This is a genomic window from uncultured Agrobacterium sp. (genome assembly GCF_913777885.1).
GTDB lineage: Bacteria > Pseudomonadota > Alphaproteobacteria > Rhizobiales > Rhizobiaceae > Agrobacterium.
The window spans coordinates 324,152-350,309 of sequence record NZ_CAJYTV010000008.1 but is presented as its reverse complement, the minus strand read 5'-3'; the positions used below and the strand labels follow the sequence as shown (position 1 = coordinate 350,309).

Here is a 26,158-nt window from a genome sequence, read left to right as displayed (position 1 = left end):
CCATGTTGGTTCCAGCCGAAACCACAATCGAGCCGACCTTAAAGAGCATATCTTCCGGTAACGAAAGCTACCAGGCCCTGGTATGGCGTCGCTTCCGTCGCTCCTTCACCGGCATGCTCGGCCTGGTGCTGGTTTGCACTCTTCTGATCATGGCGGTCTTCGCAGGCTTCTTCGCCCCCGTCGATCCGATGGCATCGGAAGATTCCTTCATGCCGCCGGAATCGATCTCCATTCACGACAAGGACGGCAACCTGGCGATGCCCCGCGTCTATCCGATGGTCGATTCGGAAAAGCTCGATCCCATTACGTTCCAGCCCATCAGCGGCCCGGATTTCGACAATCCTCGCATGCTCGGCTTCTTCGTCACCGGTTTCGAATACAAGCTCTTTGGCTTCATTCCTTCCACGATCCATTTCTTCGGATCGACCGATGGCAAGCCGGTCCATTTTCTTGGCACGGACAAGCTGGGCCGCGACATTCTCTCCCGCGCAATCTACGGCTCGCGCATTTCGCTGATGATTGCGTTGACCGTGGTCACAATCGTTACCGCGATCGGAACGACTGTCGGCATGGTCTCCGGCTATCTTGGCGGTGCATTCGACACGTGGACACAGCGCTTCGTCGAACTCGTGCTCGCCTTTCCACAGTTGCCGCTTTATCTGGCGCTGACATCACTGATTCCGGTTACTGCGCCGACAAACGTCTTCCTGGGCTTTGTAATCATCGTCATGTCGGCGCTTGGTTGGGCGCAGATGTCGCGCGAAGTGCGGGGCAAGACGCTGGCGCTAGCCCGTATCGAATATGTGAAGGCGGCAATCGCCATTGGGGCGACGGACCGGCGCATCATCTTCCAGCACATTTTCCCGAATGTGATGAGCCATGTGATCGTAGCCGTGACGCTGAACATCCCGACCATCGTTCTTCTTGAATCCTTCCTCGGCTTCCTCGGATTTGCGGTGAAGCCGCCGCTGATCTCCTGGGGCCTGATGCTGCAGGATACGGCCAATTATTCGGTCATCGGCTCCTATCCCTGGATCCTCGCGCCCGTCGGCTTCGTGCTGGTCACGGTCTTCGCCTTCAACGCGCTGGGCGATGGTCTGCGCGATGCGATCGATCCCTATTGAGCCCGAGAAAGAGATCACGATGACACAAAACCTCATCCCTGAAACTCGTCTCGACGCAACGCTTCACACGGACGAACCGCTTCTCGATGTTCGTCATGCCGGCGTGAACTTCAAGACGGAGCATGGCGAAGTCTCGGCCGTCCAGGATATTTCCTTCCAGCTATACCGCGGCGAAACGATTGCCATCGTTGGCGAATCCGGGTCGGGAAAATCGGTCACTGCACGTCTGGTCATGGGGCTGTTGTCCAAGCGTGCCACGGTCAATCCCAATACGCGGGTGAAGTTTCGCGGCGAAGAGATTTTAAAATATTCGCGTGAGAAACGCCGCTTACTGCGTGGTAGCCGGATATCGATGATCTTCCAAGAGCCGATGAGTTCGCTCAACCCGCTCTATTCGATCGGCACGCAGATTGCCGAAGCGATCCGCGCACATCGCAGGGTCGGCAAATCTGAAGCACGTAAACAGGCTATCGCGCTTCTCGCCGAAGTGCGTATTCCCGACCCCGAATTGAAGATCGACCAATATCCGCACCAACTGTCCGGCGGCCAGCGTCAGCGTGTGATGATTGCCATGGCGCTTGCCAACAATCCGGACCTCTTGATTGCCGATGAGCCAACAACTGCGCTCGATGTCACGGTTCAGGCGCAGATTCTCAATCTTCTGCGCGACTTGCAGCGCAAGCACGGTATGGCCGTGATCCTGATTACCCATGACCTGACCGTGGTGCGCCGCTTCTCGGATTATGTCTATGTCATGCAGAAGGGCCTGCTGCAGGAACACAACACAACGGCCGCACTCTTCGAGGCGCCGCAGCATCCCTACACGCGACATCTCTTGGGCTCTGAGCCTCGCGGCCGTGCGAAGCCGCTGTCGGATAGCCAACCCATCCTGCTGGAAGGCAAGAATGTCCGTGTGTCCTTCGGGCTGCGCAGTGGCGGTCTTTTCCGTCCGGTGTTTCACGATCTCGTTGCGGTCGACGGCTTGTCGCTCGATCTGAGGCGACATGAAACGCTTGGGCTCGTTGGCGAGTCCGGCTCCGGTAAGACCACATTCGGCCAGGCGCTGGTACGGCTGATCAGCAATGAGGGTGGGGAAATCTTCTTCGACAAGCAGCCGATCCATGACAAGGACCGAGACGGGATGCGCCCGCTGCGTTCACGCATGCAGGTGGTGTTTCAGGACCCGTTCTCCTCGCTCAATCCGCGCATGACGGTGGGCCAGATCATAGGGGAGGGGCTGGTCGTCAACAACATCGGCACGACCAGCGCCGAGCGGCTGGATCGGGTGCGCACGGCTCTGAGAGACGCAGGTCTGCCCGACAATGTTACCAACCGCTTCCCGCATGAGTTTTCCGGTGGTCAGCGGCAGCGCATCGCCATTGCCCGCGCGATCGCGCTTGAGCCCGAGTTTCTGCTGCTGGACGAGCCGACTTCGGCACTCGATCTGTCGGTGCAGGCACAGATCATTGACCTGTTGCGCAAGCTGCAGGACGAAAAGGGATTGAGCTATCTCTTTATCTCGCATGACCTGAAGGTCGTGCGCGCTCTTTGCCACCGCGTCATCGTCATGCAGCGCGGGCAGATCGTGGAGCAGGGCTCCGTCGAAGAGGTGCTGTCCAATCCCAAGACCGAATACACGCAGCGGCTGGTCCGGGCCGCGTTTGAAATCGCATAATTTCCAGACTGGAGAGAGAAATGGCAAGAAATCCCAAGATCGCTTTTATCGGGGCAGGGTCCACGGTGTTCATGAAGAACATAATTGGCGACGTGTTGCAGCGCCCAGCCCTGTCCGGTGCCCGCATTGCGCTGATGGACATCAACCAGCAGCGGCTGGACGAAAGCGCCATCGTCGTCAACAAGCTGATCTCGACGCTCGGCGTCAGCGCCAAGGCAGAAACCTTTACCGATCAGAGAAAGGCGCTGACGGATGCGGATTTCGTCGTCGTCGCCTTCCAGATCGGCGGCTATGAGCCCTGCACGGTCACTGACTTCGAGGTGCCGCGCAAATACGGCCTACGCCAGACGATTGCCGATACGCTCGGCGTCGGCGGCATCATGCGCGGTCTTCGCACCGTGCCGCATCTGTGGAAGATCTGCGAGGACATGCTGGCCGTCTGCCCGAACGCCATTATGCTGCAATATGTGAACCCGATGGCGATCAACACCTGGGCGATTGCGGAAAAATACCCCACGATCCGCCAGGTCGGTCTCTGCCACTCCGTTCAGGGAACGGCGATGGAACTGGCGCATGATCTCGATATTCCCTACGAGGAAATCCGCTATCGCTCAGCCGGCATCAACCACATGGCGTTCTTCCTCGAATTCGAACACCGCCTACCGGATGGCAGCTACAAGAACCTTTACCCGGATCTGGTGCGTGGTTATCGCGAGGGCCGGGCGCCAAAACCCGGCTGGAACCCTCGCTGCCCGAACAAAGTGCGCTACGAGATGCTGACGCGTCTCGGTTACTTCGTCACCGAAAGCTCCGAGCACTTTGCCGAATACACGCCCTACTTCATCAAGGAAGGCCGCGAAGACCTGATCGAGAAATTCGGCATTCCGCTGGATGAATATCCGAAGCGCTGCATCGAGCAGATCGAACGCTGGAAGGGAGAGGCGGATGCCTATCGCTCGGCGGACAAGATCGAGGTCAAGCAGTCGAAGGAATATGCCTCTTCGATCATCAACTCGGTGTGGACCGGTGAACCTTCGGTCATCTACGGCAACCAGCGCAACAATGGCTGCATCACCTCGCTGCCATATAACTGCGCGGCGGAAGTACCCTGCCTAGTCGATCATAACGGCGTGCAGCCAACCTTCATTGGCGAGTTGCCGCCGCAACTGACGGCGCTGATGCGCACCAACATCAACGTCCAGGAACTGACGGTGCGGGCGATGATGAGCGAGAACCGCGAGCACATTTACCACGCCGCCATGATGGACCCACACACGGCGGCCGAACTTGACCTCGATCAGATATGGTCGCTGGTCGACGATCTTCTCGTCGCACACCGCGACTGGCTGCCGGAGTGGACGCAGGCGCGTTGATGAAACAAGGCGCGGCGGCGCCAGGATGCCGCCGCCAATGCTTCAATATCTTAGATGAAGAAGCTGCACCTCTTTAGGTTGCGCGGCACATTATTGCCATTTTGACGCCTATGTTCTCACACGAGCCACTGCTTCCTGTGCGCATTTAGCTGGAGTCTCGGCGCTGTAGGGGATTTTGAGGAGAGCATATGCTTCGGATCGTGTCACTCACGCTTGCCTTGTCTATTGCGGGTATCGCGCAGGCGCAGGAACGCAACATCACCATCACTGGAGGCCAGGTCAGTGTGCCGATCGGCCTGACGGTTCAGGTCAAGTCCGTCTCTATCGGTCCCGATGCCACCAAAATCCGCCTTCTGGCAAGCTTCGATAATCCCGGCACTAACTTCGTTAATATGAATGATAGTGAAAACGCCTATCTCGCCTGGGGGGAGGGCGAGCAGGAACGTCTGCACATGCGCCAAATCCCCGACAATCGGTGGATGCGGATTGCCAATGGTAAGACGATGGAGGGGGATATTATCTTCCCTGGCACCATCCCCGTCAATGTCGAGAAGGTGTCTCTTGTTTTCAATCCCGGCAATAGCGGCGATGATCGCAGCGGCCCAGGTGTCACCATCCCATTGGACCTCAAGCAATGAGAGCGCTTGCGCTGGTCGGGCTTCTTCTCGCCTCACCCTTGAACGCCGCAGATTATCAGGTGACCACGAATGCCGCGCCCTTTGGCGAGCAACCGTCGAGCTTTCGTGAAATCGACTTTCCGGCCTCGCATTTCATCGAGAAAAGCCAGGAGAGCTCGGGTTCGTTTTCCAGCGAGGCCTCGTCCTTCGATTTGAAGCCGATGGATGAAGAGACGCGTCTGAAAACCGAGAACAGCCTTACGGCACTTGGCGCGCGACAAGAAGGCAAGCATATCGTCGTCAACCTGCCGGCGGACGTTCTTTTCGATTTTGACAAGTCGGATATCAGGCCAGATGCGAGACGCGTGCTCTCACAATTGTCCGAGACGCTGGTCGCGATGGAGCCGAAGAAAGTCCTGATCGTCGGCCATACGGATTCCAAAGGCAGCGATGATTATAATGACAAACTGTCAAAACGCAGGGCTGCTTCGGTCAAGAGCTGGCTGTCGAAAAATGGCGTCACATCGTCCATGGTGACGGAAGGGAAGGGGGAGCGCTTTCCCGTCGCGCCAAACCAGACTGCGCAAGGTGCGGATAATCCTGAAGGCCGGCAGAAGAACCGCCGCGTCGAGTTCGTGATCGGAGAAGATTGATATGGCACTCACCGTCTGCCCGGATTGCGAGGGCAAAGTATCCGACAAGGCCTTTGCCTGTCCTGCCTGTGGCTATCCGATGGCGCAGGAGAAAGGCACGAGCCCATGGCCGCGTGTACTTGGCGGCGTTGCAGGCACGTACATCTCCGCCCAGGCGTTGGTCACTATCATCGTCGGCAGCGTCATGTTCCTCGCCTTTGCTGCCATCATGATCGCTGCGATCCTCCGCAGCTAGCGACGCGCCATCTTCAGACAAATCAGGCATTCGGCTTTAGAGGGTATGACACGCGCCTTATCGATCTCCCCTGATTGGCGAGCTGTAGATAGAGCGAAATTGAGACTGTCCCGTCTGCCGACCTTCGTGCAGACGGCACGCGCTTGCGCATTTTAGGCCTGGAAGTACGGCTTCGCAAAAATATGAAGTAAAAGGTCTTGTTTTGTGCGGGCAGAGGTGATTATAGGCGCATACATTCGCGGCATTTGCCGCCCTCAAAAGGATTTTTGATGATGATGAAGCGTCTTTTTGCGACCGTTGGATTTTGCGCATTGGCCAGTCTTGCAGCCACCTCCTCGATAGCTGCTCCCACGACCTATCCCCTGACGATCGAAAATTGCGGCGCGACCGTCACCTTCAACAAGGCGCCTGAACGCGCCGTTGCGCTCGGACAGAACAGCGCGGAAATCATGCTGCTTCTGGGTCTCCAGGACAAGATGGTCGGCACAGCTTTCTGGCCGAACAAGGTCCTGCCGCAGGTTGCCGAAGCAAATGCCAAGGTAAAAGTTCTGACCGTCGAATTTCCGACTTTCGAATCCATTCTGGCGCAGAACCCGGACTTCGTTACCGCCGCTTTGCCGACGCTTGTCGGTCCCACCAGCAAAGTGGCAAAGCGCGAGGATTTCGATAAGCTCGGTATCTCGACCTATCTCTCCCCAAGCATGTGCGCACTGGATGATGTTTCCAAGGACAAGTCCGGTTACGGCAATCGCGCGAAGCTGTGGAACATGGACACTCTTTACAAGGAAATCGACGACCTCTCGCAGATTTTCGACGTGGCAGACAAAGGCCAGGCCGTTATTGCAGATCTGAAGAAGCGCGAAGCGGCGCTGCGCGCCGATGCGCCGAAAGACGGCAAGAAGCTGTCTTACGTCTTCTGGTTCTCCAGCCCGTCGCCCTCGGCCGACGCTTATCTCGGAGGTAAGAACAGCCCTTCAGGATACATTGCCGATTTGCTCGGCGGCACGAACGCCATCACGACCGAAACCGAATCTCCTGCTATTGGCTGGGAAACGATCATCGCGGCCAATCCTGATGTCATCGTGGTGACGCAGGTTGATCGCAATCGCTGGGAACTCGACAAGGCAGAGGCCAAGATCAAGTTTCTAAACACCGATCCGGCTACCAGCCAGATGAATGCCGTCAAGAACAAGGCGCTCGTCATCATGCCGGCGCAGGCCATGAACCCGAGCGTCCAGACGATCTACGGTGCCGAGCAGATCGCTCAGCAATTGAAGACTCTCGGCCTCAAGTGAGTTCGTTGGCGGCACACGATCAGCGGGGAAAAGCGATGCGGCGTTTCATAGCCTCCGCAGCGCTCTATCTCGCCTGCTTCGTGACGATTGCCTTCGTGGTCGGTATCAGTGTCGGGATTGGCGATCTACCGATCCCGCTTTCAACCACCTATGCCGCCATCACCAACAAGCTCGGTTGGACCTCAGTGGAAATTAGCCGCATTCAAGAGGCGGTAATCTGGGAATACAGGCTGAGCCGCGCGCTGGTCGCGGTCTTTTGTGGCGCGGGTCTCGCCATATGCGGAGCGATCATGCAAGCGATGCTGCGCAACCCACTGGCTGAACCCTATGTGCTTGGCATTTCCGCCGGTGCCTCGACAGGGGCGGTGGCAGTGGTCATCCTGGGGCTCGGAGCGGGAGCGGTTTCACTTTCCGCTGGCGCTTTCGCCGGAGCGTTCGCCGCTTTCTTTCTCGTGGCTCTTTTGTCGAATGGCGCGCGCGGCGGTGCTGATAGAACGATTCTGGCCGGTGTTGCTGCCGCGCAGCTCTTCAATGCCGCGACATCCTATGTGGTGACCACATCCGGCAACGCGCAGCAGGCGCGCGATGTCATGTTCTGGCTTCTCGGCAGCTTTGGCGGCGTGCGGTGGCCGGATGTCGGCCTCGTTTCCATCGTTGTCGGTCTCGGCCTCGTCTGCTGTCTGTTTTATGCCCGCGTGCTGGATGCCTTTGCCTTCGGTGATGAGGCGGCAGCTTCGCTCGGTGTCAGCGTTGGGCGCACGCGTCTCATCCTGTTCGCGCTGACCGCTGTGATCACCGCCACCATCGTCAGCATGGTAGGAACCATCGGCTTCGTCGGCCTTGTCGTTCCGCATGCCGCACGTTTTGTTGTGGGTCCTCTGCATGCGCGGTTGCTACCAGCCTGTGCCATTACCGGCGCAATTTTTATGGTTCTGGCCGATATTGCTTCACGCACGCTGGTGCCACAGCAGGTTCTGCCCATCGGCGTCGTGACAGCGCTTGTGGGTGTGCCGTTCTTTTCCGTCATTCTCTACAGGCTGCAACGCGCGTCATGAGTATCACTGCGGATAATCTGGTCTGGAAGGTTGGAACGAAGACGATCGTCAACGGCGTTTCCCTGACAGTGGAGCCGGGCAAGGTCCTCGGTCTTCTCGGGCCGAACGGTTCTGGCAAGACGTCCCTCCTGCGCTTGCTCAGCGGTTTGAAGCAACCGCACTCCGGTCGTGTGCTGCTGGATGGCAAGGACATCAAGACCCTTCGGCGCAAAAGTCTGGCGCAGCGTATTGCCTTCATCGAACAGCACGCCAATACGAATGTGAATCTGAGAGTCATCGACGTCGTGAAGCTCGGGCGCTTTCCGCACAGATCGATGTTTTCGAGCTGGACGCGTGAGGACGACGCTGCGGTCGATCATGCGCTCGAACGCACAGAAATGGCCGCCAAGCGTAACGATGCCTGGCAGAACCTTTCCGGCGGTGAGAAGCAGCGCGCCCATCTCGCCCGCGCCTTGGCGCAGGCGCCGAGAGAACTCATTCTCGACGAGCCGACCAACCATCTGGATGTCCACCACCAGATCAGTCTTCTTCGACTTGTGTCAGAACTGTCGGTCACCAGCATTATTGCGCTGCATGATCTCAATCACGCCGCCATGTATTGCGACCAGTTGCTCGTATTACAATCCGGTCAGGTGGTTGCATCCGGAGCACCCGAACAGGTACTGACGCAAGAGTTGTTGAAAGAGGTCTTTTCAGTCGAGGCGTTTGTCGAGATCTCACGTCACTGCGAAAGGCCTCACATTCATTTCGTCCGCTAGGACTCCATTCTGCAACATGTGCCAGCGGGCAGATTTCTGAGGCTCTTGGCACAGAGGACTGTTTTTGAAAACAATGAGCGAAAATCAGACGCTTGGCATTGGACTTCGGGTTCTCTCGGGTTTCCTCTTCGCAGCCATGTCGATCTGCATCAAGGCCACATCCGGGCTCATCCCTGTCGGTGAGATCGTTTTCTTTCGGTCGGCCTTCGCGCTCATTCCGCTCGTCATCTTTCTGTGGTGGCGCAACGAATTTCCGCAAGGTCTCGCCACGAGACGTCCAGCAGGTCATCTGTTGCGCTCCAGCCTCGGTGCGGCGGCGATGTTTGCATCCTTCGCTTCCATTGCTCGGCTGCCCCTGGCTGAGGCGACGCTTCTCACCTACCTCTCGCCGACATTTACCAGCATTGCCGGTGTCGTGCTTCTCTCCGAGCGGCTGACAAAATGGCGTATCGGGGGCGTGGTTTTCGGGCTCGCCGGCGTCGTGACATTGGTATGGCCTGAGATCGGTCATGGCGTCATGGATGACGCGCGTTTGTGGGGTTACATCCTCGGCCTTTTAATGGGCGTGCTGACGTCTTTCGCCCTGATTATGGTTCGTAGTCTCAGCAAAACGGAAAATCCCGGCGCGATCGCCTTCTATTTCGTGATTGCATCGATGATCGGCGGTCTTTTCACCTTGCCATTCGGCTGGGTCATGCCCGACCACGCACAATTGGTGCTTCTTGTCCTTTCGGGCCTCTTCGGTGGCTTCGCTCACATCGCCATGACATTGGCTTTCCGGCACGCTGAGGCATCGTTGCTTGCGCCCTTCGAATATCTCGCAATCCTCTGGCCGGTGCTTGCCGACCTGCTGATCTTCAACTCACCGCTCTCCAGCACCTTTGTGACGGCGCTTCCTCTGATCCTTATCGGTGCCGCATTGGCGGCAATGGAAGGCAGAAGACGGCGCTCGGCCTAGCTGTTTGAGACCGTGTTACAGGTCAGTCGCGAAAATGCCTTCGGTTCTTTCCCGAACCGCTTTATTCCCCTTATGTTCTATTAGATTTAACTCATTCAACTAGAGTATGTACGCTGGCGTACGGCAACAAAGCGTGGATCAGGACATTTCCCTTAAATCAACGGAGGGGAATATGGACAAGGTAGACGCCAGCGCCACAACCGACGTGGCCATGAGAGAACAACAGCTTGCGGATCTTAGGATGGGCATCGCCAATCTAACCCCTGCGCTATCGGCCTTTGCACGCCGCTTCGTCCGTGCCGAAGAAGAAGTGGACGATCTCGTTCAAGAGACGATCTTGAGAGCCCTTCGCGCCGTCCACCGCTTCACGCCGGGAACGGCGTTGAAGTCGTGGCTCTTTACCATCCTGCGAAATACCTTCTGTACGCGCTACAAGGTCGCACAGCGAGAGCAGATCGGCTTACCGGCTGGCATCGAAGCCACCATCTCGACCCCTCCCGGTCAAGAGTGGCGGTTACAACATCAACAGGTCATGCGCGCCATTGGCGATCTGGATGTCGATCAGAAAAAGGCTTTGCTTCTAATTGCCGACGGTACGAGCTACGCGGATGCCGCTGACCTGTGCGGTTGCCGCATAGGCACGATTAAGAGCCGTGTCAGTCGCGCCCGAGAAGTATTGCGCCGCGATCTGGCGTTTTAGAACCACCGCGGATGCCGCGTAGGGCGTACGTCCTACTCCGCACCACCAGGCCCGTGCATCAAGACTGACTACTGCTGTGGCGAAACGCGACAGGAGTGTGATCACCCACGCACGTTGCGCTTCGCCGTCGGCTTCATCAATGGCTCTCGACTCGTTGTGGAGAGGCATGAGGCGCGGGGTTTAGGGGGCGTCAAACCATGCGGTATTATGCCACCAACGGCGGGCTGACCTTTGTACGATATATGACAGTGCATTGCTCAAAGTTTTCAAGTGTTTAGTTTCCCTCAAACGTCCGCTGGACGATCGAAGGGAATGAAGACTTCAAATGGATACTGATCAGCACGCCGTGCGCAATAAACTATTGAGATCGCTCAGTCCGGCCGATTTTGAAATTCTGCGGCCAGCAATGCGGGTGGTTAAATTCGATGTTCACGAGGTGATAGAGCGACCCGACACCACGATAGAACGGGTCATCTTTTTCGAGACAGGTCTAGCCTCCATTATCGGACATCTGTCCAATGGTAAAAGCATCGAGGTCGGGTTGACCGGCAGGGAGGGAATGACCGGCTCAGCTGTTATCCTGGGCAACGCCCGGACCGCGCATCGCACCCTGGTTCAAGTTAGCGGCTATGGAATCGCTCTGCCTTCGGCCACCGTGGTCGATGCCATGCGTTCGAGCGATACGATCCGTGACATTTTCCTGACGTACATTCACACGTTGCTTGTTCAGACTGCATCCACCGTCATCGCCAACGGCTTGTCCAGACTGGATAAGAGGCTCGCGCGATGGTTGCTGATGCTTCACGACCGGATCGACGGAGCAACGGTCGCAATGACACATGAATTCCTCGCCGTTGTTCTTGGCGTTCGGCGTCCTGGCGTGACAGTTGCGCTTCACATTCTTGAAGGAAAAGGACTGATCCGAGCTTCCAGAGGCCAGATTACGATCATCAATCGGCAGGGTTTGGAAATCGAAGCCGGTGGGTCATATGGTCGAGCGGAGACTGAATATCATCGTCTCATGGCAGAGATACTAGAGAAGCAAGTATCTTAATACCACACTTCTTTTCAAGAGCCCTCTGTACTTGTTTCAATTTGATACAGTCTGTCGATATCACACCAATGTGACCGTTTCTCGCGCTATATATTAGACATTATTCACGTAAGAATATTTCAAATTATAATTCTCTAATATACACTCTAAGATGGCATCTTAGATGCTGATATGGAGTGAGTATCGTGTGTGAGGAGAGAAGAATCATGACAAGACTAAGCAATGTTTTGTTTGTGAGCGCCTGTCTGGCGCTTCCTATGAATGCGCATGCCCTGGATGTCAGTGTGGGAGGAATAAGCGCCAGCGTCGGCGGTAATGGCAGCGGCGGTTTGAGTGCCGGCGCGTCCATCGGCGGAAGTGGCGGCGTCAATGCTGGAGCAAGCGTTGGAGGCCGATCGGGAGGTGGCCTTGGCGCGGATGTGAATGCCTCGGTTGGTGGCAGCAAAGGCATCAATGCCAACACCAGCGCGACATTGGGAGGAGGTAGTCTGACCAATGTCGACGTCGACGCGTCGGTCGGCGGCAGTCGTGGCCTCAACGTGAATGCCAATGTCAATGTCGGCGGCACGAAAGGCGTTGGTGTGGACGTTGGCGTTGGGACCGGACCAAGTGCCACCAATCCTGGTTCCAACCCTTCATTTCCGAGCAAGGGCGTCATAAGAGCCTATAACGAGATGTCGCGCACCGAGCAGCTACGGCTGGCAAAACGTTGCGTCGACATTATGAATGGTGGCTATGAGGCAGATCTGGTGAAACTCTGCCGCATGATCCGCACCGCTTCCCGTTAATAGCGAGGGTTCGGAGCCGCTTCATTGGAGCGGCTCCCGCCTTCATCCGGTTGAACGCGTTTCGTCGGCGGATGGACGCAAAACTGCTGACGCGCGAAACCTTGCAAAGATCCTGTGTCGCTCCTGTTCCGCCAGCCCGTAAATATCCCCGGCATAGTCTTCGAGTGCGTGGCGGTTACGGATGATGATCTTTGCTCTTTCGGAACGGATAAAGCCCCTTCCTTCGAGGAAATGCAGGGCATCCGTAACGCTCGGTCTTCTCACGGCAAGCATCAGCGACAGAAACTCATGTGTGAGGTGAAGCTGATTGCCGTCGACGCGGTCGTGGCAAACCAGGACCCAGCGGGCCAGCCGCTGGCTCACCGTCTGCGTTGTGTTGGACAGTAGCGTACACTCGATTTGGGTCTTCAACGCATGCGACGCGCATGTCATGAGCTGTTCCAGAATCCGATGCCTGTTGCGCATGGCCTGGACGGCGCCAATATCCAGGACCAGCGCCTGTCCTGAAACCTGCATGATCACGTCGGTGAAGCTGGTTTCCGCATCGACAAGTGCTCCAGAGGGAACGAACCCCTCCCGTCCCACAATTCCGGACTCCGTCACCTTGCCGGATCGCGAGGAGACGAGGACCGACGCAATGCCGCTGCATATGAAGAAGACTTTGTCGATCCGTTGTCCGGCTTTTATGAACGTGTCACCGGCCATCAAATCGGCGATGGTGGAGCGTTTCAGCAATTCGGCCCGAACGTCGTCCGGCAGAAATGCGACCAGCTGGTTCTGTTGTCCAAGCTTTTCCGGATCATCCATCTTTCTGCATCCTCTCTTTGCGCGTTCATTGAGATCAGCGCAGATGTGTCAGCATCGGTGGAACGTTCGAGCGGAGCAAAAGTTCTAAATGCGGCATGAGCCACACATATCAAACCTAGAACCCAACAGGCGGGTGTCTATTGACGTCAGCAGCAAGGGTTGGTCTGTTTGACCATGTGACGAAATCCGGAGCGGAGAAATTTGCACCCCTCCGCCGTGCATGTGTTGGTGAACATGATCGTATGGGTTACGCTTGTCCGCCTCTGTGAGAAGGCTGCTCCTGCCTGCTTCCGCCTGGCTTGACGTGAGCGGAATGATCTTTCTGACCGTGGCGCGCGCGTCGTGCAATTTCGTCTTGAAGCTTCTGCAATGCAAGGTGTCGACTGGGGTAAACCTTTGTCAGCATGCCATTGCGCAAAACGGCCCAGCCGCGTTCGTGGGGCATCAATACGGTGTCATTGTTCATTGTGTTTTCCTCCCGCTCGCCGCCTGTAAATGTTTTTCGATGGGGCTTGCGGCCCGCCTAACAATGTTTGATCAACCGGGTTCCAAAAAAAATAGTCTGCCCGGCCGTCGCGAGGGCCCGTTATATCTGAAACGGAATAAATATTTCATCGTTCTATATAATGGAATTTCTCTTTGATTTCATTGCCTGTTGATATAGGGTCTGCCCATCGTCATCAGCGAGAGATCGAGCGGTGACAGGACTGCGGCCTACTCCTGTGGCGGAGCAGGCCCGAGGAGGAATCAAGCGTGGAGCAAATAAGATGATCAGGTTCGGTGTGCTGGGCGCAGGCCGTATTGGTAAAGTGCATGCGGCAACGATTGCCGCCAATCTCAAGGCGAAACTTTCCTATGTTGCGGATGCCTTTCCTGCGGCGGCTGAGCAACTGGCGCAGCAGACGGGCGCTAGGGTTGCTTCCGTTGAGGATATTATCGCCGCCTCGGATGTCGATGCCGTGTTGATCGCAACCCCCACTCCCAGCCATGCCGATCTCATCGAAGCTGCGGCCAAGGCCGGCAAGCACATTCTCTGCGAAAAGCCGGTGTCGCTCTCGGTCGACCGCATCAACCAGTGCCTGGATGTGGTAGAGAAGAACAAGTCGACACTGATGATCGGCTTCAACCGCCGCTTCGACCCGAACTTTGCGACGGTCGAAAAGCGCCTGCGCAATGGCGATGTCGGCGAGATCGAGATCGTGACGATCATTAGCCGCGATCCCAATCCGCCACCGGCAAGCTATGTGAAATCGTCAGGCGGTCTTTTCCGCGACATGATGATCCATGATTTCGATATGGCTCGCTACCTGATGGGAGAAGAGTTCGTGGTCGTCAATGCGCTAGGCTCCGCTCTGGTGGACAAAGCGATTGGCAAAGAGGGTGACGTTGATACCGCAGCCGTGCAGATGCAGACGGCATCCGGGCGGATCGCGGTCATCACCAATTCCCGCCGCGCCACATACGGCTATGACCAGCGCATCGAAGTGCATGGCTCGACCGGCATGCTTTCGGCGCGCAACATCCAGAACTCGAGCGTCGAATTGTGGAACGCCAACGGCATTGCCGGGGATCCGGTGCAGAACTTCTTCATCGAGCGATACGCCCAAGCCTATGCCAACGAGATCAACACGTTCATCGACGCCGTCGATGCTGGTAACACCGCGCCGCGCCCGAGCGGCTTCGATGGTCTCCAGGCCCAGAAGTTGGCCGATGCCGCCACAGAAAGCTGGCAGACCGGCAGACCAGTTCAGATCGGCTGATCGGTTTTTTCAACGTAAAGCTCACACTTCCGTTGGGAGTGTGAGCGCGCCTCTTGATAGCGGCCAAGGCTCAGTTTGTTGCCGTTCTTCTTGCTCGCAGGACCGCACCAAAAGCTGCGGACCGTAAGATCGGAGCCAGCTTGCGTTACGGTCTTCTGCCGCAGCGGCCACCTTCCATTACGCTCCATACACTCAACGGGACACGTGGACTTTGAGAAGGGTCATGCACCTTGATCATATCTTGCTGAAGGACCTTGCGTGACTTCAGCAGGGAGAAAGTCATTGCTCGTTGTCTCCTGCCTTACATAAAACATCGTCAGAATTTTTATTCTAAAAAATATTCTGATGGAATTATCGCTTGATTTTCGTCGGGGCTGCGCTAGGCTCGACCCCGTTCACCCAAGCGTAAGAGGAGTTACGTTTGGGTTGTGAGGGCGCCATCGCCTGAACATTTAACGCTCCACGACGTGGAGATGTTTTCATCGGGAGGAAGACATGAAATTCGGATTCAAAGCTCTCTTGGCGGGGGCTGCGCTTCTTGGTGCGGCTGCCGGATTCGCATCGGGTGCTATTGCGGCGGATGTGAAGCTCGTTGCGGTGACACACGGTCAGGCAAATGATCCTTTCTGGTCCGTCGTCAAGAATGGTGTGACGGCCGCAGCCAAGGACATGAACATCACGGTCGATTACCGCGCGCCTGAAACCTTCGACATGGTGGCCATGAGCCAGTTGATCGACGCGGCGGTCAATCAGAAGCCTGCCGGCCTCATCGTCTCCATTCCAGACGCCTCTGCTCTCGCTCCGGCAATCAAGAAAGCCGTCGCCGCTGGCATTCCGGTAATTTCCATCAATTCGGGCTCGGATGTGTCCAAGGAGCTCGGTGCGCTTCTCCATGTCGGTCAGGATGAGTATTCGGCCGGTAAGGCCGCAGGCGAGAAGCTGAAGCAACTCGGCGGAAAAAAGGGTATCTGCGTCAACCAGGAAGTTGGTAACGTCTCGCTCGACCTTCGTTGCAAGGGCTTTGCGGATGGCTTTGGTGGCTCCAGCACCGTTGTTCCCGTCAGCAACGACCCCACTGAAATTCGCGCCAAGGTGAAGGCATCTCTGAGTTCCGACAGTGCGATCGACACGATCATGGCACTCGGAGCAGGCACTGCGGGTGAGCCGTCGGTCGCCGCCGTCAATGATGTCGGTAAAACCGGCAAGATCCACGTTGCGACCTTCGACCTTTCAGCGGACTTCCTCAAGGCCGTCTCTGAAGGCAAGGCCGATTTCGCGATCGACCAGCAGCAATTCCTCCAGGGCTATCTGCCGGTCGTCTTTCTCGCCAACTACGCAAAATATGGCCTGATCCCCGGTGGCAACGTTCCCTCCGGTCCAAACCTCATTACCAAGGACAAGGCAGCGCAGGTCGTGGAACTGTCTGCAAAGGGCATCCGCTAAGCGGAAATCTCTGAGCTCTTTTCATATCCTCCCCGAGAGATCGGGGAGGCCGAAAGCGGGCAAATTATGAGATGGACGGGGAGGAACAATGGCCAGTCTCGAACACAACAATCCGGCAGGCGCGAAGCCGCCGGTCCCTGCTGCGGCGTCAGCAGATGAACGTTTGCGCAAGGTAGGCGTCATCACTCAAATCATGCGGCGCCCTGAGCTCGGTGCCGTTGCCGGTCTGATTCTGGTTATGGTCTTCTTCTTCATGACCGCCGACCGGTCGATGTTCACGCTTGCCGGAGCAATGACAATCCTTGCACCGGCGTCGCAGCTTGGCATTCTCGCGATTGCCGCAGCACTCTTGATGATTGGCGGCGAGTTCGATCTCTCCATCGGCTCCATGGTCGCCTTCGCCGGTCTTATCTTCGGCGTTCTTGTGACGAATTATGACCAGCCGCTCTCCATCGCCATTCTGCTGACATTCCTCTTTTCTGGCATTGTTGGCGCCGTAAACGGCCAGATCGTCATCCGCACGCGGTTGCCATCCTTCATCGTCACGCTCGCCTTCCTCTTCATTCTGCGCGGGCTCACGCTCGTCGGCCTCAAATGGGCAACCGGCGGTTCGACGCAGCTGCGTGGGATCAGCTCTGCGGTGGAGGGGAGCCCGCTTCTCAAGATCTTTTCGGGTCAGGCTTTCGAAGGACTGTTTCTCTGGCTAGGCCAGAAAGGCATCATCGAGACATTCGACAACGGCCTTCCAAAGGTCACGGGTGTGCCCGTATCGGTGATTTGGTTCGTTGCGATTGCTATAGTCGCGACTTGGGTATTGCTGCGGACCAGAACCGGAAACTGGATTTTTGCCGCTGGTGGTGATCCGAATGCTGCCCGCAATTCGGGTGTTCCGGTCAATCGCGTCAAGACCAGCCTCTTCGCTCTGACGGCCTGTGCAGCCGCACTTGTTGCCATTATCACTGTTCTGGATGCAGGCTCCACGGATGCAAGACGCGGCTTTCAGAAGGAGTTCGAAGCGATCATCGCTGCGGTCATTGGCGGCTGTTTGTTGACCGGCGGTTATGGCTCAGCCATCGGCGCCTTCTTCGGCGCGGTCATCTTCGGCATGGTTTCCATCGGTCTCACCTATACCCAGTTCGATTCGGATTGGTTTCAGGTGTTCCTTGGCTCGATGCTGCTGCTGGCCGTCCTCTTCAACAATTTCATTCGTCGGCGTGTGACAGGGGAGCGTTGAACCATGACAGAGTCCCTACAAACCCCGATCATCGACGTTCGCAACATCGTCAAGCATTACGGCTCCATCATTGCACTCAACGGCGTCTCGATGACCATATCGGCTGGCGAAGTCCTTTGTCTTCTGGGCGACAATGGTGCCGGTAAATCCACCCTGATCAAGATGCTTTCCGGTGCGGTTCGCCCGACCAGCGGCGAGTTCCTGGTCGAAGGCCGACCAGTGGATTTCACGGCACCACGCGATGCGCTGGATGCCGGCATTGCCACCGTCTTCCAGGATCTTGCCATGATCCCGCTGATGTCGGTCACGCGCAACTTCTTCATGGGGCGAGAACCGGTGCGCGGCGTCTGGCCGTTCCGTTACATCGATATGAAGCATTGCAACGAGGTCACGCGCGATGAGATGCGCAAGATCGGTATCGACATTCGTGACCCAAACCAGGCAGTTGGAACGCTTTCTGGCGGCGAGCGGCAATGCGTGGCGATTGCCCGCGCGGTTTATTTCGGCGCCAAGGTGCTGATCCTTGACGAGCCGACGTCGGCGCTTGGTGTCGCGCAGACCTCGATGGTGCTGAAATATATCAATCAGGTCCAGCAAAAGGGCCTGGCCGTCATCTTCATCACGCACAATGTCAGACATGCTTATGCGGTGGGGAGCCGGTTCACCGTTCTCAACCGCGGACAGACGCTCGGCACATTCGGCAAGTCGGAGATTTCGATGGAGGAAGTCCAAAATTTGATGGCTGGCGGGAAGGAATTGCAGACACTGTCTGCCGATCTCAACGGCACGATCTGAGGCGTTCGGCGACTCATCCAGCGTAGGCTTCAGCTGCGGGATAGACGACGGCCCGATAGCCTTATCTGTCTTGCAGCCGCATATACGACGCGCTGATCTGTGAGTTCGCACGAACACGGTCTCTGTCGCTGCTAACGCTTGCCGATGCCAGAGCAGATCCAGCCCGAGTTCTAAAAGAAACGCCCGCTTCGAGAAGGAGCGGGCGTTTGCTATTGGGGAGGAGGTTCGGTTTTCAGGCGCCGATTTCGCTCGTTTCGATCCAGCGCTTGTCTTTGAAGGACTGCGCCATGGCATGCACACTTCGCTCGATGCCGACGCCCTGCTCGAAGGTGATGATATTCGCCTCCTGGCCATCCGTCGCTGCTATCAGCTCCCGGCATTCTATGACTTTCAGGTCGTTGAAGCCCAGACCGTGACCGGGTGCTGGAATGAAGCGGTCATAGGGGCGGTGGTGCGGCGCTGTCAGGATCGTGCGGAAACCCTGCTCTTCAGCCCGGCCTTCGGTGGTGTAGAGTTGGAACTCGTTCATCCGTTCCTGATCGTAAAGAATCGAACCCTTCGAGCCGTAGATCTGCACCGCGATGCGTCCCTTGCGCCCCCAGGCGGAGCGATTGGTCATCAAGACACCGGAAATTCCGCTTTCGAGGGTGAAGAGCACGCTCGCCAGATCGTGGTTTTCCACCTCGCGCGCGGTTCCGTCTTTCAACGGCCTAGTTGGGTAGGGCTTCTTCATGTCGGCAATGACCCTGCTCACATGACCGAAGAGGTTGAAGATCAAGGACAATGGATGAACGCCGAAATCGTCGAGCGCACCGTAGCCTGAAGAGGCTTCGCTCTTCCAGTAGAAGAGTGCCTGAGGATCGGCCATGAAGTCTTCGTCCATCTCGAGGCGGATGTGGTTGACCTCGCCGATAGTGTCTTCTGCAAGCAGCTTGCGAATGTGGCGGATGACGGGATTTTGAATGTAGTTGTAGCCCAGCACTGCCACGCGGCCGGAACGGCGAGCAGCATCACGCATGTTTAGAGCGTCTTTGAAAGCCGGTGCCATCGGCTTTTCGCACCAGACATGCTTACCCGCTTCGAGTGCTGCAATCGCCATTTCCGGATGAAAAGCGTTGGGCGTCGTCACCGAAATGACGTCGATTTCCGGATCATCGAGGAGATCATGCCAATTGCCGGTGGACTTGGCAAATCCGAACTCTTCTGCCTTTCTTGCGGCAAGGTCGTTGTTCACCTCAGCCAGCGTGACCAGGCGCGGACGAGGCACATCGCCGAAGACACTGGTCACGTTATTCCATGCGAGTGCATGGCACTTGCCCATGTAGCCAGTGCCAATCAGTCCAATGCCTAGGCTCTTCATGATTCCCTCCCAAGAATCGACGGATGAGGATATGCAAGGATCAAGGATTGTCGCGTTTGAAAATCCAGTCGTGATCCGGGTGGTTCTGGAAACGCCATTTGCGCATCGGGCCAGCCATGACGTTGAGATAGTACATCTCATAGCCATAGGGAGAGCCGCAGGGGTGATGCCCCTTCGGTACCAGCACCACATCGCCGCTTGAGACGGCCATGGTCTCGTCCAGCGAGCCATCTTCGGTGAAGACGCGCTGGAAGCCGAAGCCCTGCTCCGGGTTCAGGCGATGGTAGTAGGTTTCCTCCAGATAGGTCATCTCGGGATAGTTGTCTTCGTCGTGCCGGTGCGGCGGATAGGACGACCAGTGACCGGATGGGGTGAAGACTTCTGTCACCAGCAGGCTATCGGCCACGTCGCGATCTTCCATGGCAATCGGGAAGATGTAACGCGTGTTGCCGCCCTTGCCGCGCTCAGCCAGAGTAATTCCCGCCGGTCCAATGACTTGCGCTTCACGACCGGGCTTTGCCGGTGCGGTGCACACACCAAGCGTGCAGTCGGTGGTTGCCGTAACGGTCCAGGAAGAGCCCGCCGGGATATAGACGCAATGCGGCGGCTTGCGCTCGAAGACATTCATGCGGTCGCCGAGTTCGCCGAAATGTTTGTCTTCCGACGAGATTTCCGCCTTGCCCTCGACGAGAACGAGAATCACCTCCGTCTCGCCGGTTTGTTCGGTTGCAGTTTCGCCAGGCTTCAGATGGTAGAGCCCGAAGCCGACATAGCCCCAATTGGCGCTTTCCGGCGTGATCTCATGAACTTTGCCGGATGTGCCGGTGGGTTTGCGCAGCAGATCTGCCATGTCTTGACCTTTCTTTTCAGCCTTTGTCCAGGCCGGCTTCGCGGGCGAAGGCGCGCAACGATTTCAGGCCGAGGCTCTGATACTCGAAAGGATTGCGGACATCCGGATCCTGCTCCGCCTCGATTACCAGCCAGCCGCTATAGCCATGCTCGGCGGCAATCTTGAGAACGGGAAGGAAGTCGACGCCGCCCTCGCTGTCACCCGGAACGGTGAAGACGCCACGGCGCACACCTTCCAGGAAGGAAAGGTTCTCGTCGCGAACCTGCTTGGCGATGACTGGGCGTACATTCTTTGCGTGGATGTGTCCGACGCGACCCATATGCTTCTTCGCCAATCGCTCCGGGTTGCCGCCGCCGAACAGGCAATGGCCGGTATCGAGCAGCAGCTTGGCATGCGGGCCAGTGTTCTCCATCAGCCGGTCGATCTCGTCTTCACTCTCGACGATCGTGCCCATGTGATGGTGATAGACGAGCGCGATACCTTGATCGGCAGCATGTTTCGCCAGCGCTTCAACGCCTTCGCCAAAGCGCTTCCATTCGCTGTCGGCGAGCTTCGGGCGGTCGTTGACCGGCTTTGCATCCTCGCCGTGGATGGCATTGGAGGTTTCGCAGACGATGATCACTTTGGAGCCCATCGCCTTCAGAAGGTCGAGGGCAGGCTGCATGGCGGCCTTCTCGTCTTCGATGGAGTTGGTCAGAAGGTTGAGCGAATGCCAGCCGGAAACGTAGCGCAGCTTGCGGGGCTCCAGCACCGCCTTGAGGCCTGCCGGTTCCTGCGGGAACTTGTGGCCTTTCTCGATGCCGTCGAAGCCGATCTTGGAGGTTTCGTCCAGGCACTGCTCAAGGCTGATATGAGCGCCGAGCGTGCGGTCGTCGTCATTGCTCCAGGCGATGGGGTTTGTACCGTAAAGGATCATGATCAGCGTCTTTCTTTCAGTGCGGATTCATAGGCTGCACGAGCCTGTTTGACTTCATTGCGTTCAGAGACTTCCGGCACGGCGACATCCCACCAGTAGCCCCCGGCATTCAGTGTCGGATAGGGGTCGGTATCAATGACGATCACGGTCGGAACATCCGCGCTGCGCGCCGCATCGAGCGCCGTTTCGAGTTCGGCGATGGTCGAGACCTTGTGCGCATCCGCGCCCATGCTGGCTGCGTGCGCGGTGAAATCGATGGCGATCGGGTTCTTCTGGTTGGTGTGGGCGTACAGATTGTTGAACTCCGCCCCGCCGGTGCCCATCTGCAGCCGGTTGATGCAGCCATAGCCGCGATTGTCGGTGATGACGACAGTGATCTTCACGCCCATGGCAACGGCAGTGGCAAGCTCCGAATTCATCATCATGTAGGAGCCATCGCCCACCATGACGATCACGTCGCGCTCGGGCTCTGCCATCTTGATGCCGAGGCCACCGGCAATCTCGTAGCCCATGCAGGAGAAGCCATATTCCATGTGGTAGGAAAGCGGCAGCTTCGCCTTCCACAACTGGTGCAGCTCTCCAGGCATGGTGCCTGCGGCACACATGACGACGGTATTGTCGCGCGAGGCGCGCTGTACCGCGCCGATCACCTGCATGTCCGTGGGCAGGCTGTTGGCCTCCTTCGGTGCCGCGGTCACGGCGTCGGCCTTGGCGAACCAGTCCTGTTTCAGGCTGGCATCCGGTTCGGCATAACGATGGCTTCCCAAGGCTTCGGTCAGTTTTTCAAGGCCGACTTTCGCATCGGCCGTCAGGCTGATGGCATTGTGCTTGGCGCTGTCATAAGGCTGCACGTTGAGCGCCAGTAGTTTGCGCGCCGGGTTCTTGAACAGCGCCCATGAGCCTGTGGTAAAATCCTGAAAACGGGTGCCGACACCGAAGACCAGATCCGCCTTTTCGGCAATCGCATTGGCGCTGGACGCACCGGTGACACCGGCAGGGCCAAAATTCATCTCGTGGTCCCAAGCGAGCGCTGATTTGCCCGCCTGTGTTTCGATGACGGGGATGGAGTGGCGCTCGGCGAAGCTCTTCAGGGTCTCGGTAGCGCCGGAAAAATGTACACCGCCGCCCGCGACAATGATGGGGTTCTTCGCCGCTTTGAGCGCAGCAATCGCTTCTTCCAGCTCTGCTTTGTCGGGCTCGGGCCGACGCTGGCGCCAGACCTTTATGTCGAAGAAGTTCTCCGGATAATCATAGGCTTCGGCTTGCACATCCTGGCAGAAAGACAGTGTTACAGGACCGCAATCGGCAGGATCGGTCATAGTACGGAAGGCGCGGGGTAGGGCCGTCAGAAGCTGTTCGGGGCGCATGATGCGGTCAAAATAGCGGCTGACCGGCTTGAAGCAGTCATTGGCCGAGACTGTACCGTCGTTGAAGTCTTCGATCTGCTGCAGCACTGGATCCGGCCCGCGATTGGCAAACACGTCACCGGGGATCAGCAGGACGGGCAGACGGTTCACATGCGCAAGGGCGGCAGCCGTTACCATGTTCAGTGCGCCGGGACCGATGGAGGACGTCACCGCCATCGTCCGGCGGCGGCCAAGTTGCTTGGTGTAGGCAATCGCCGCATGCGCCATGGATTGCTCGTTCTGGCCGCGATAGGTCGGCAGTTCCTCGCGGATGCCGTAAAGCGCCTCGCCCATGCCAGCCACATTACCGTGGCCGAAGATCGCCCAAACGCCGGCGATGTAAGGCTCGCCATCCTCATTTATCTGGGCTGCCAAATAACGCACCAGCGCCTGTGCTGCCGTCAGTCGTACCGTCTTCACGCTGCCTCTCCCTTTACATGCGCGGCGCGCGCCTTGTCCCAAATCTGGCAAAGCGCATCATAGCGGGCTGCCATGTCGGCAACCGCCTCCTCGTCACTCACCTTGCCGGAAAGCCAGTCGCGCGCAGCCTCGGCAAAAATCGTGCGACCCACGGCAAATCCCTTCACCAGATCGAAACCTGCTGCCAGCCTGAAACTCTCCTCCAACTCGCTCTGCGGTGCCTCCAGGCCGAGAACCACGATACCACGAACGTAAGGGTCATGATGCTTCACCGCATCGGTCGCCTGACGCCATGCTTCCACGCTCTTCAAAGGCTCAAGCTTCCACCAGTCTGGATAGACGCCAATCTCGTAGAAGCGGTCTATAATGCGGGCCGTCGTGTTATCATCGATCGGCGCCACCTTGGAGGGGATCACCTCCAGCAGAAATTCCAGCCGGTTGCGGCGCGCAGCGGTGAAGAGACGCGAGACTGTCTCTTCCTGTTCGGCGCGCATCGCGGTGTCATCGTCCGGATGATAGAAGCACAGCACCTTGACCACGTGTTCGGCGGGCCATTCACTCAGTCCGCCGCAATCCGGCCCAAGATCCGGCTCCAGCGTCAGCGGGCGCGAGCCCGGCCATTCGGCGGGACGACCGATCCACAGGCCCGAACCTGCCGCCTGATAAAGCGCGTCGCGGCCAAGCCGTCCGTCGCAGAGAATGCCGTAACCAGCCTCCCCACCGGCAACCTGATGGGCGGCTTTCAGGCAAAGTTTCTTGAAAGAGCCGATCTTCTTGTCGTCGACCCCGACGTCCCTTGCAATGGCCTCCAGCTGCATGCGGTGGTCGAAGGCAAAGACGCGCATCGTGCTCCAGTCGCCCTTGCGATTGGTCGCCCAATGCACCTGTTCCAGCGCGTCGTCCTTGCGCAACGCCTTGTTGCGAATGCCGGTGCGGAAGAAATATTGCAGCTCCTCCCAGCTTGGGTAGGCTGGGGTACAGCCATGGCGCGATACGGCAAAGGCGCCGCAGGCATTGGCGTATTTGAGTGTCGTTGGCCAGTCTTCGCCACGCAGCCATCCACGGAACAGCCCCGCCATGAAGCCATCGCCGGCACCCAGGACATTGAAGACTTCGATAGGGAAGCCTTCGCCGCTTTCGCCATCATCGAGACTGTCTGGAATGGCGCCTGGAAATACCACTGCGCCCATCGGGCCGCGCTTGCAGACCAGCGTCGCGTTTGAGACTGCCCGGACGGCGCGCAGCGCTTCCAGCGTATCGGTGGAGCCGCCGGCGATGTGAAACTCTTCCTCGGTACCGACGATCAGGTCGAACAGATTGAGGGTGGATTGCAGCTTCTGTGTGACCTTGGCCGATTCTACAAAACGGCTTTCACCGTCACCATGGCCAGCCACACCCCAGAGGTTCGGGCGGTAGTCGATATCGAGCGCCGTCTTAGCGCCGCTTTCTCTCGCCAGGCGTAACGCCTTCAAAACAGCTGCTTCGGTGCGGGGATGAGAAAGATGCGTGCCGGTTGCGCAAACACAGCCCGCTTCGCCAATAAAGGCCGGATCGATGTCGTCTTCGCTTAGCGCCATGTCAGCGCAATTCTCGCGATAAAAGATCAAGGGAAATTGCTGTTGATCGCGGATGCCAAGAATGACGAGCGCCGTCAGACGCTCCTTGTCCGTCTGTACGCCGCGAATATCGACGCCCTCGCGCACAAGCTGTTCGCGAATGAAACGCCCCATATGTTCGTCACCGACGCGGGTGATGACGGCACTCTTCAGACCAAGCCGTGCAGCGCCTGCCGCGATATTGGTGGGCGAGCCACCGATATACTTGTTGAAGGACGACATGTCCTCCAGACGTCCGCCAATCTGCGCGCCGTAAAGATCGACCGACGAGCGGCCAATCGTGATGAGATCGAGTGTCTTCACGATCTGTCTCCTCCGCGCCGTGATGCGCTACAAAGGACGGAACTGGACGCCCGTCGCTCTTCTCCCTAATTCATATTTGGATCATAAATTCTATTTTTTCTATTTTCAACACGAATATTCAATTTTGTCTGTGTGTTCCCACACCCACTGCAAGCGCAATCGCAATGCAGAGGGTCGCCGACAGAGAACGGAATGCACCGAAATCGACCTCTGACACAGTCAGCACTGTGGCATCGAATTGGCGCAGCGGATTTACTGCGGTATCGGTGATCGCCACCACCGGTATCTTGCGGGCACGACTTGAGGAAACAATATCGATCGTCTCTGCGGAATAGGGCGCAAAGGTGATGGCGAGGACGACATCGCCCTGACGGATTGCGCTTGCGCTCTGCAACTGGCCGACGGAGGCATGCAGCATGGAGGGCACCTGCATTTTCTCGAACGCGTAGGCAAGATAGCTTGCGACAGGAAAGGAGCGACGCAAACCGACGATATGGATCATTTGTGCGCCAGCCAGCACCTGGACCGCGGTCTCGAAAGCAGCCTGATCGACGGTTTTCAGCAGGTTTTCCAGCGATGCACGCCCGGCCTCGACGAATTCCGCCAGAAGCCGACCGCCGCTGTCTTCTCCCTTGTCGCGCAGGTTCGTTAGCCGCGTGTCGTAATCCGGCCAGCGACCGGAATAGCTTTCCTTGAACAGCCGCTGCATCTCGGAAAAACCGGAGAAACCGAGAATCTGGCAAAAACGCATGAAGGCAGAGGGCTGGACACCGGCGGCCTCGGCCATCTCGGCTACGGTGGAAACGGCGATGCGGTCGGTATTGGCTGCCACATATTCCGCGCACTGCCGCAATCTCTTCGGCAGTTTCGGGGCAACTCCGACAAGTCTTTCCTCGAACTCCTTCACCGTTGCCGGCGCGGCAAGACCCTGCATCTCGTTTCACTCCCCCACAAATGAAATCA

24 protein-coding genes are annotated in these 26,158 nt (G+C 57.6%); 17 read left to right on the top strand and 7 right to left on the bottom strand.

What is annotated here, in order from left to right; all coding sequences use genetic code 11:
• Positions 1 to 2 precede the first annotated feature (2 nt).
• The 13 genes from QZ869_RS07160 to QZ869_RS07100 all read left to right on the top strand — a co-directional run bounded on the left by QZ869_RS07160 (position 3) and on the right by QZ869_RS07100 (position 12,285).
• Complete coding sequence (locus QZ869_RS07160; RefSeq protein ID WP_296103596.1) at positions 3 to 1,124, top strand: ABC transporter permease; 1,122 nt, start codon at positions 3 to 5, stop codon at positions 1,122 to 1,124.
• A 19-nt stretch (positions 1,125 to 1,143) separates the two neighbouring features.
• Positions 1,144 to 2,799 carry an ABC transporter ATP-binding protein gene (locus QZ869_RS07155; protein WP_296103593.1) on the top strand — a complete coding sequence of 552 codons (1,656 nt, stop codon included), beginning with the start codon at positions 1,144 to 1,146 and terminating at the stop codon, positions 2,797 to 2,799.
• 20 nt (positions 2,800 to 2,819) lie between these two features.
• Positions 2,820 to 4,172 (top strand): alpha-glucosidase/alpha-galactosidase, encoded by a 1,353-nt coding sequence (locus QZ869_RS07150; RefSeq protein ID WP_296103590.1) that lies wholly within the window; start codon positions 2,820 to 2,822, stop codon positions 4,170 to 4,172.
• A 188-nt stretch (positions 4,173 to 4,360) separates the two neighbouring features.
• Positions 4,361 to 4,810, top strand: coding sequence for a hypothetical protein (locus tag QZ869_RS07145; protein WP_296103588.1), 450 nt, complete (start codon positions 4,361 to 4,363; stop codon positions 4,808 to 4,810).
• A complete protein-coding gene (locus tag QZ869_RS07140; protein WP_296103586.1) occupies positions 4,807 to 5,442 on the top strand; it encodes an OmpA family protein in 636 nt (211 codons plus the stop codon). Before QZ869_RS07145 ends, QZ869_RS07140 begins: the two co-directional genes overlap by 4 nt.
• A gap of 1 nt (position 5,443) precedes the next feature.
• A complete protein-coding gene (locus tag QZ869_RS07135; RefSeq protein ID WP_296103583.1) occupies positions 5,444 to 5,677 on the top strand; it encodes a hypothetical protein in 234 nt (77 codons plus the stop codon).
• Positions 5,678 to 5,949: 272 nt separating this feature from the next.
• Positions 5,950 to 6,972, top strand: a complete 1,023-nt coding sequence (locus tag QZ869_RS07130) for an ABC transporter substrate-binding protein (RefSeq protein WP_296035656.1) — start codon at positions 5,950 to 5,952, stop codon at positions 6,970 to 6,972.
• 35 nt (positions 6,973 to 7,007) lie between these two features.
• On the top strand, positions 7,008 to 8,027 hold the full coding sequence (locus QZ869_RS07125) for an iron chelate uptake ABC transporter family permease subunit (RefSeq protein ID WP_296020989.1): 1,020 nt from the start codon (positions 7,008 to 7,010) through the stop codon (positions 8,025 to 8,027).
• Positions 8,024 to 8,785, top strand: a complete 762-nt coding sequence (locus QZ869_RS07120; RefSeq protein ID WP_296103580.1) for an ABC transporter ATP-binding protein — start codon at positions 8,024 to 8,026, stop codon at positions 8,783 to 8,785. The genes QZ869_RS07125 and QZ869_RS07120 overlap by 4 nt, the downstream gene beginning before the upstream one ends.
• A gap of 73 nt (positions 8,786 to 8,858) precedes the next feature.
• Complete coding sequence (locus QZ869_RS07115; RefSeq protein ID WP_296081122.1) at positions 8,859 to 9,743, top strand: DMT family transporter; 885 nt, start codon at positions 8,859 to 8,861, stop codon at positions 9,741 to 9,743.
• A gap of 211 nt (positions 9,744 to 9,954) precedes the next feature.
• Entirely contained in the window at positions 9,955 to 10,443 is a 489-nt protein-coding gene (locus QZ869_RS07110; protein WP_296035659.1) for a sigma-70 family RNA polymerase sigma factor, read from the top strand.
• A 325-nt stretch (positions 10,444 to 10,768) separates the two neighbouring features.
• Positions 10,769 to 11,497 (top strand): Crp/Fnr family transcriptional regulator, encoded by a 729-nt coding sequence (locus QZ869_RS07105; RefSeq protein ID WP_296017005.1) that lies wholly within the window; start codon positions 10,769 to 10,771, stop codon positions 11,495 to 11,497.
• A gap of 206 nt (positions 11,498 to 11,703) precedes the next feature.
• Positions 11,704 to 12,285 (top strand): hypothetical protein, encoded by a 582-nt coding sequence (locus tag QZ869_RS07100; RefSeq protein WP_296103578.1) that lies wholly within the window; start codon positions 11,704 to 11,706, stop codon positions 12,283 to 12,285.
• A 42-nt stretch (positions 12,286 to 12,327) separates the two neighbouring features.
• Here the strand turns inward: QZ869_RS07100 and QZ869_RS07095 are convergent, their stop codons facing one another.
• Entirely contained in the window at positions 12,328 to 13,092 is a 765-nt protein-coding gene (locus QZ869_RS07095; RefSeq protein ID WP_296103574.1) for a Crp/Fnr family transcriptional regulator, read from the bottom strand.
• Between the two features lie 767 nt (positions 13,093 to 13,859).
• Between QZ869_RS07095 and iolG the strand changes: the two genes are divergently transcribed.
• The 4 genes from iolG (at position 13,860) to QZ869_RS07075 (ending at position 18,324) form a co-directional block, all read left to right on the top strand.
• Complete coding sequence (iolG, locus tag QZ869_RS07090; protein ID WP_296103571.1) at positions 13,860 to 14,852, top strand: inositol 2-dehydrogenase; 993 nt, start codon at positions 13,860 to 13,862, stop codon at positions 14,850 to 14,852.
• A gap of 495 nt (positions 14,853 to 15,347) precedes the next feature.
• On the top strand, positions 15,348 to 16,295 hold the full coding sequence (locus tag QZ869_RS07085; RefSeq protein WP_296103568.1) for a sugar ABC transporter substrate-binding protein: 948 nt from the start codon (positions 15,348 to 15,350) through the stop codon (positions 16,293 to 16,295).
• 88 nt (positions 16,296 to 16,383) lie between these two features.
• Positions 16,384 to 17,529 (top strand): ABC transporter permease, encoded by a 1,146-nt coding sequence (locus tag QZ869_RS07080; protein WP_296017014.1) that lies wholly within the window; start codon positions 16,384 to 16,386, stop codon positions 17,527 to 17,529.
• Positions 17,530 to 17,532: 3 nt separating this feature from the next.
• Complete coding sequence (locus QZ869_RS07075) at positions 17,533 to 18,324, top strand: ATP-binding cassette domain-containing protein (protein WP_296103565.1); 792 nt, start codon at positions 17,533 to 17,535, stop codon at positions 18,322 to 18,324.
• Between the two features lie 232 nt (positions 18,325 to 18,556).
• Here QZ869_RS07075 and QZ869_RS07070 read toward each other — a convergent pair whose 3' ends face one another.
• The 6 genes from QZ869_RS07070 to QZ869_RS07045 form a co-directional block, all read right to left on the bottom strand.
• Entirely contained in the window at positions 18,557 to 19,684 is a 1,128-nt protein-coding gene (locus QZ869_RS07070; RefSeq protein WP_296103564.1) for a Gfo/Idh/MocA family oxidoreductase, read from the bottom strand.
• 40 nt (positions 19,685 to 19,724) lie between these two features.
• Positions 19,725 to 20,534, bottom strand: coding sequence for a 5-deoxy-glucuronate isomerase (iolB, locus tag QZ869_RS07065; RefSeq protein WP_296099686.1), 810 nt, complete (start codon positions 20,532 to 20,534; stop codon positions 19,725 to 19,727).
• 16 nt (positions 20,535 to 20,550) lie between these two features.
• The gene (gene iolE / locus QZ869_RS07060) at positions 20,551 to 21,450 is read right to left on the bottom strand and encodes a myo-inosose-2 dehydratase (protein ID WP_296103560.1); all 900 of its coding nucleotides are present in this window, start codon (positions 21,448 to 21,450) and stop codon (positions 20,551 to 20,553) included.
• A 2-nt stretch (positions 21,451 to 21,452) separates the two neighbouring features.
• Entirely contained in the window at positions 21,453 to 23,276 is a 1,824-nt protein-coding gene (gene iolD / locus QZ869_RS07055) for a 3D-(3,5/4)-trihydroxycyclohexane-1,2-dione acylhydrolase (decyclizing) (RefSeq protein ID WP_296103558.1), read from the bottom strand.
• Complete coding sequence (gene iolC, locus QZ869_RS07050) at positions 23,273 to 25,198, bottom strand: 5-dehydro-2-deoxygluconokinase (RefSeq protein WP_296103647.1); 1,926 nt, start codon at positions 25,196 to 25,198, stop codon at positions 23,273 to 23,275. Before iolC ends, iolD begins: the two co-directional genes overlap by 4 nt.
• Positions 25,199 to 25,313: 115 nt before the next feature.
• Positions 25,314 to 26,129, bottom strand: coding sequence for a MurR/RpiR family transcriptional regulator (locus QZ869_RS07045; protein ID WP_296103556.1), 816 nt, complete (start codon positions 26,127 to 26,129; stop codon positions 25,314 to 25,316).
• Positions 26,130 to 26,158 lie beyond the last annotated feature (29 nt).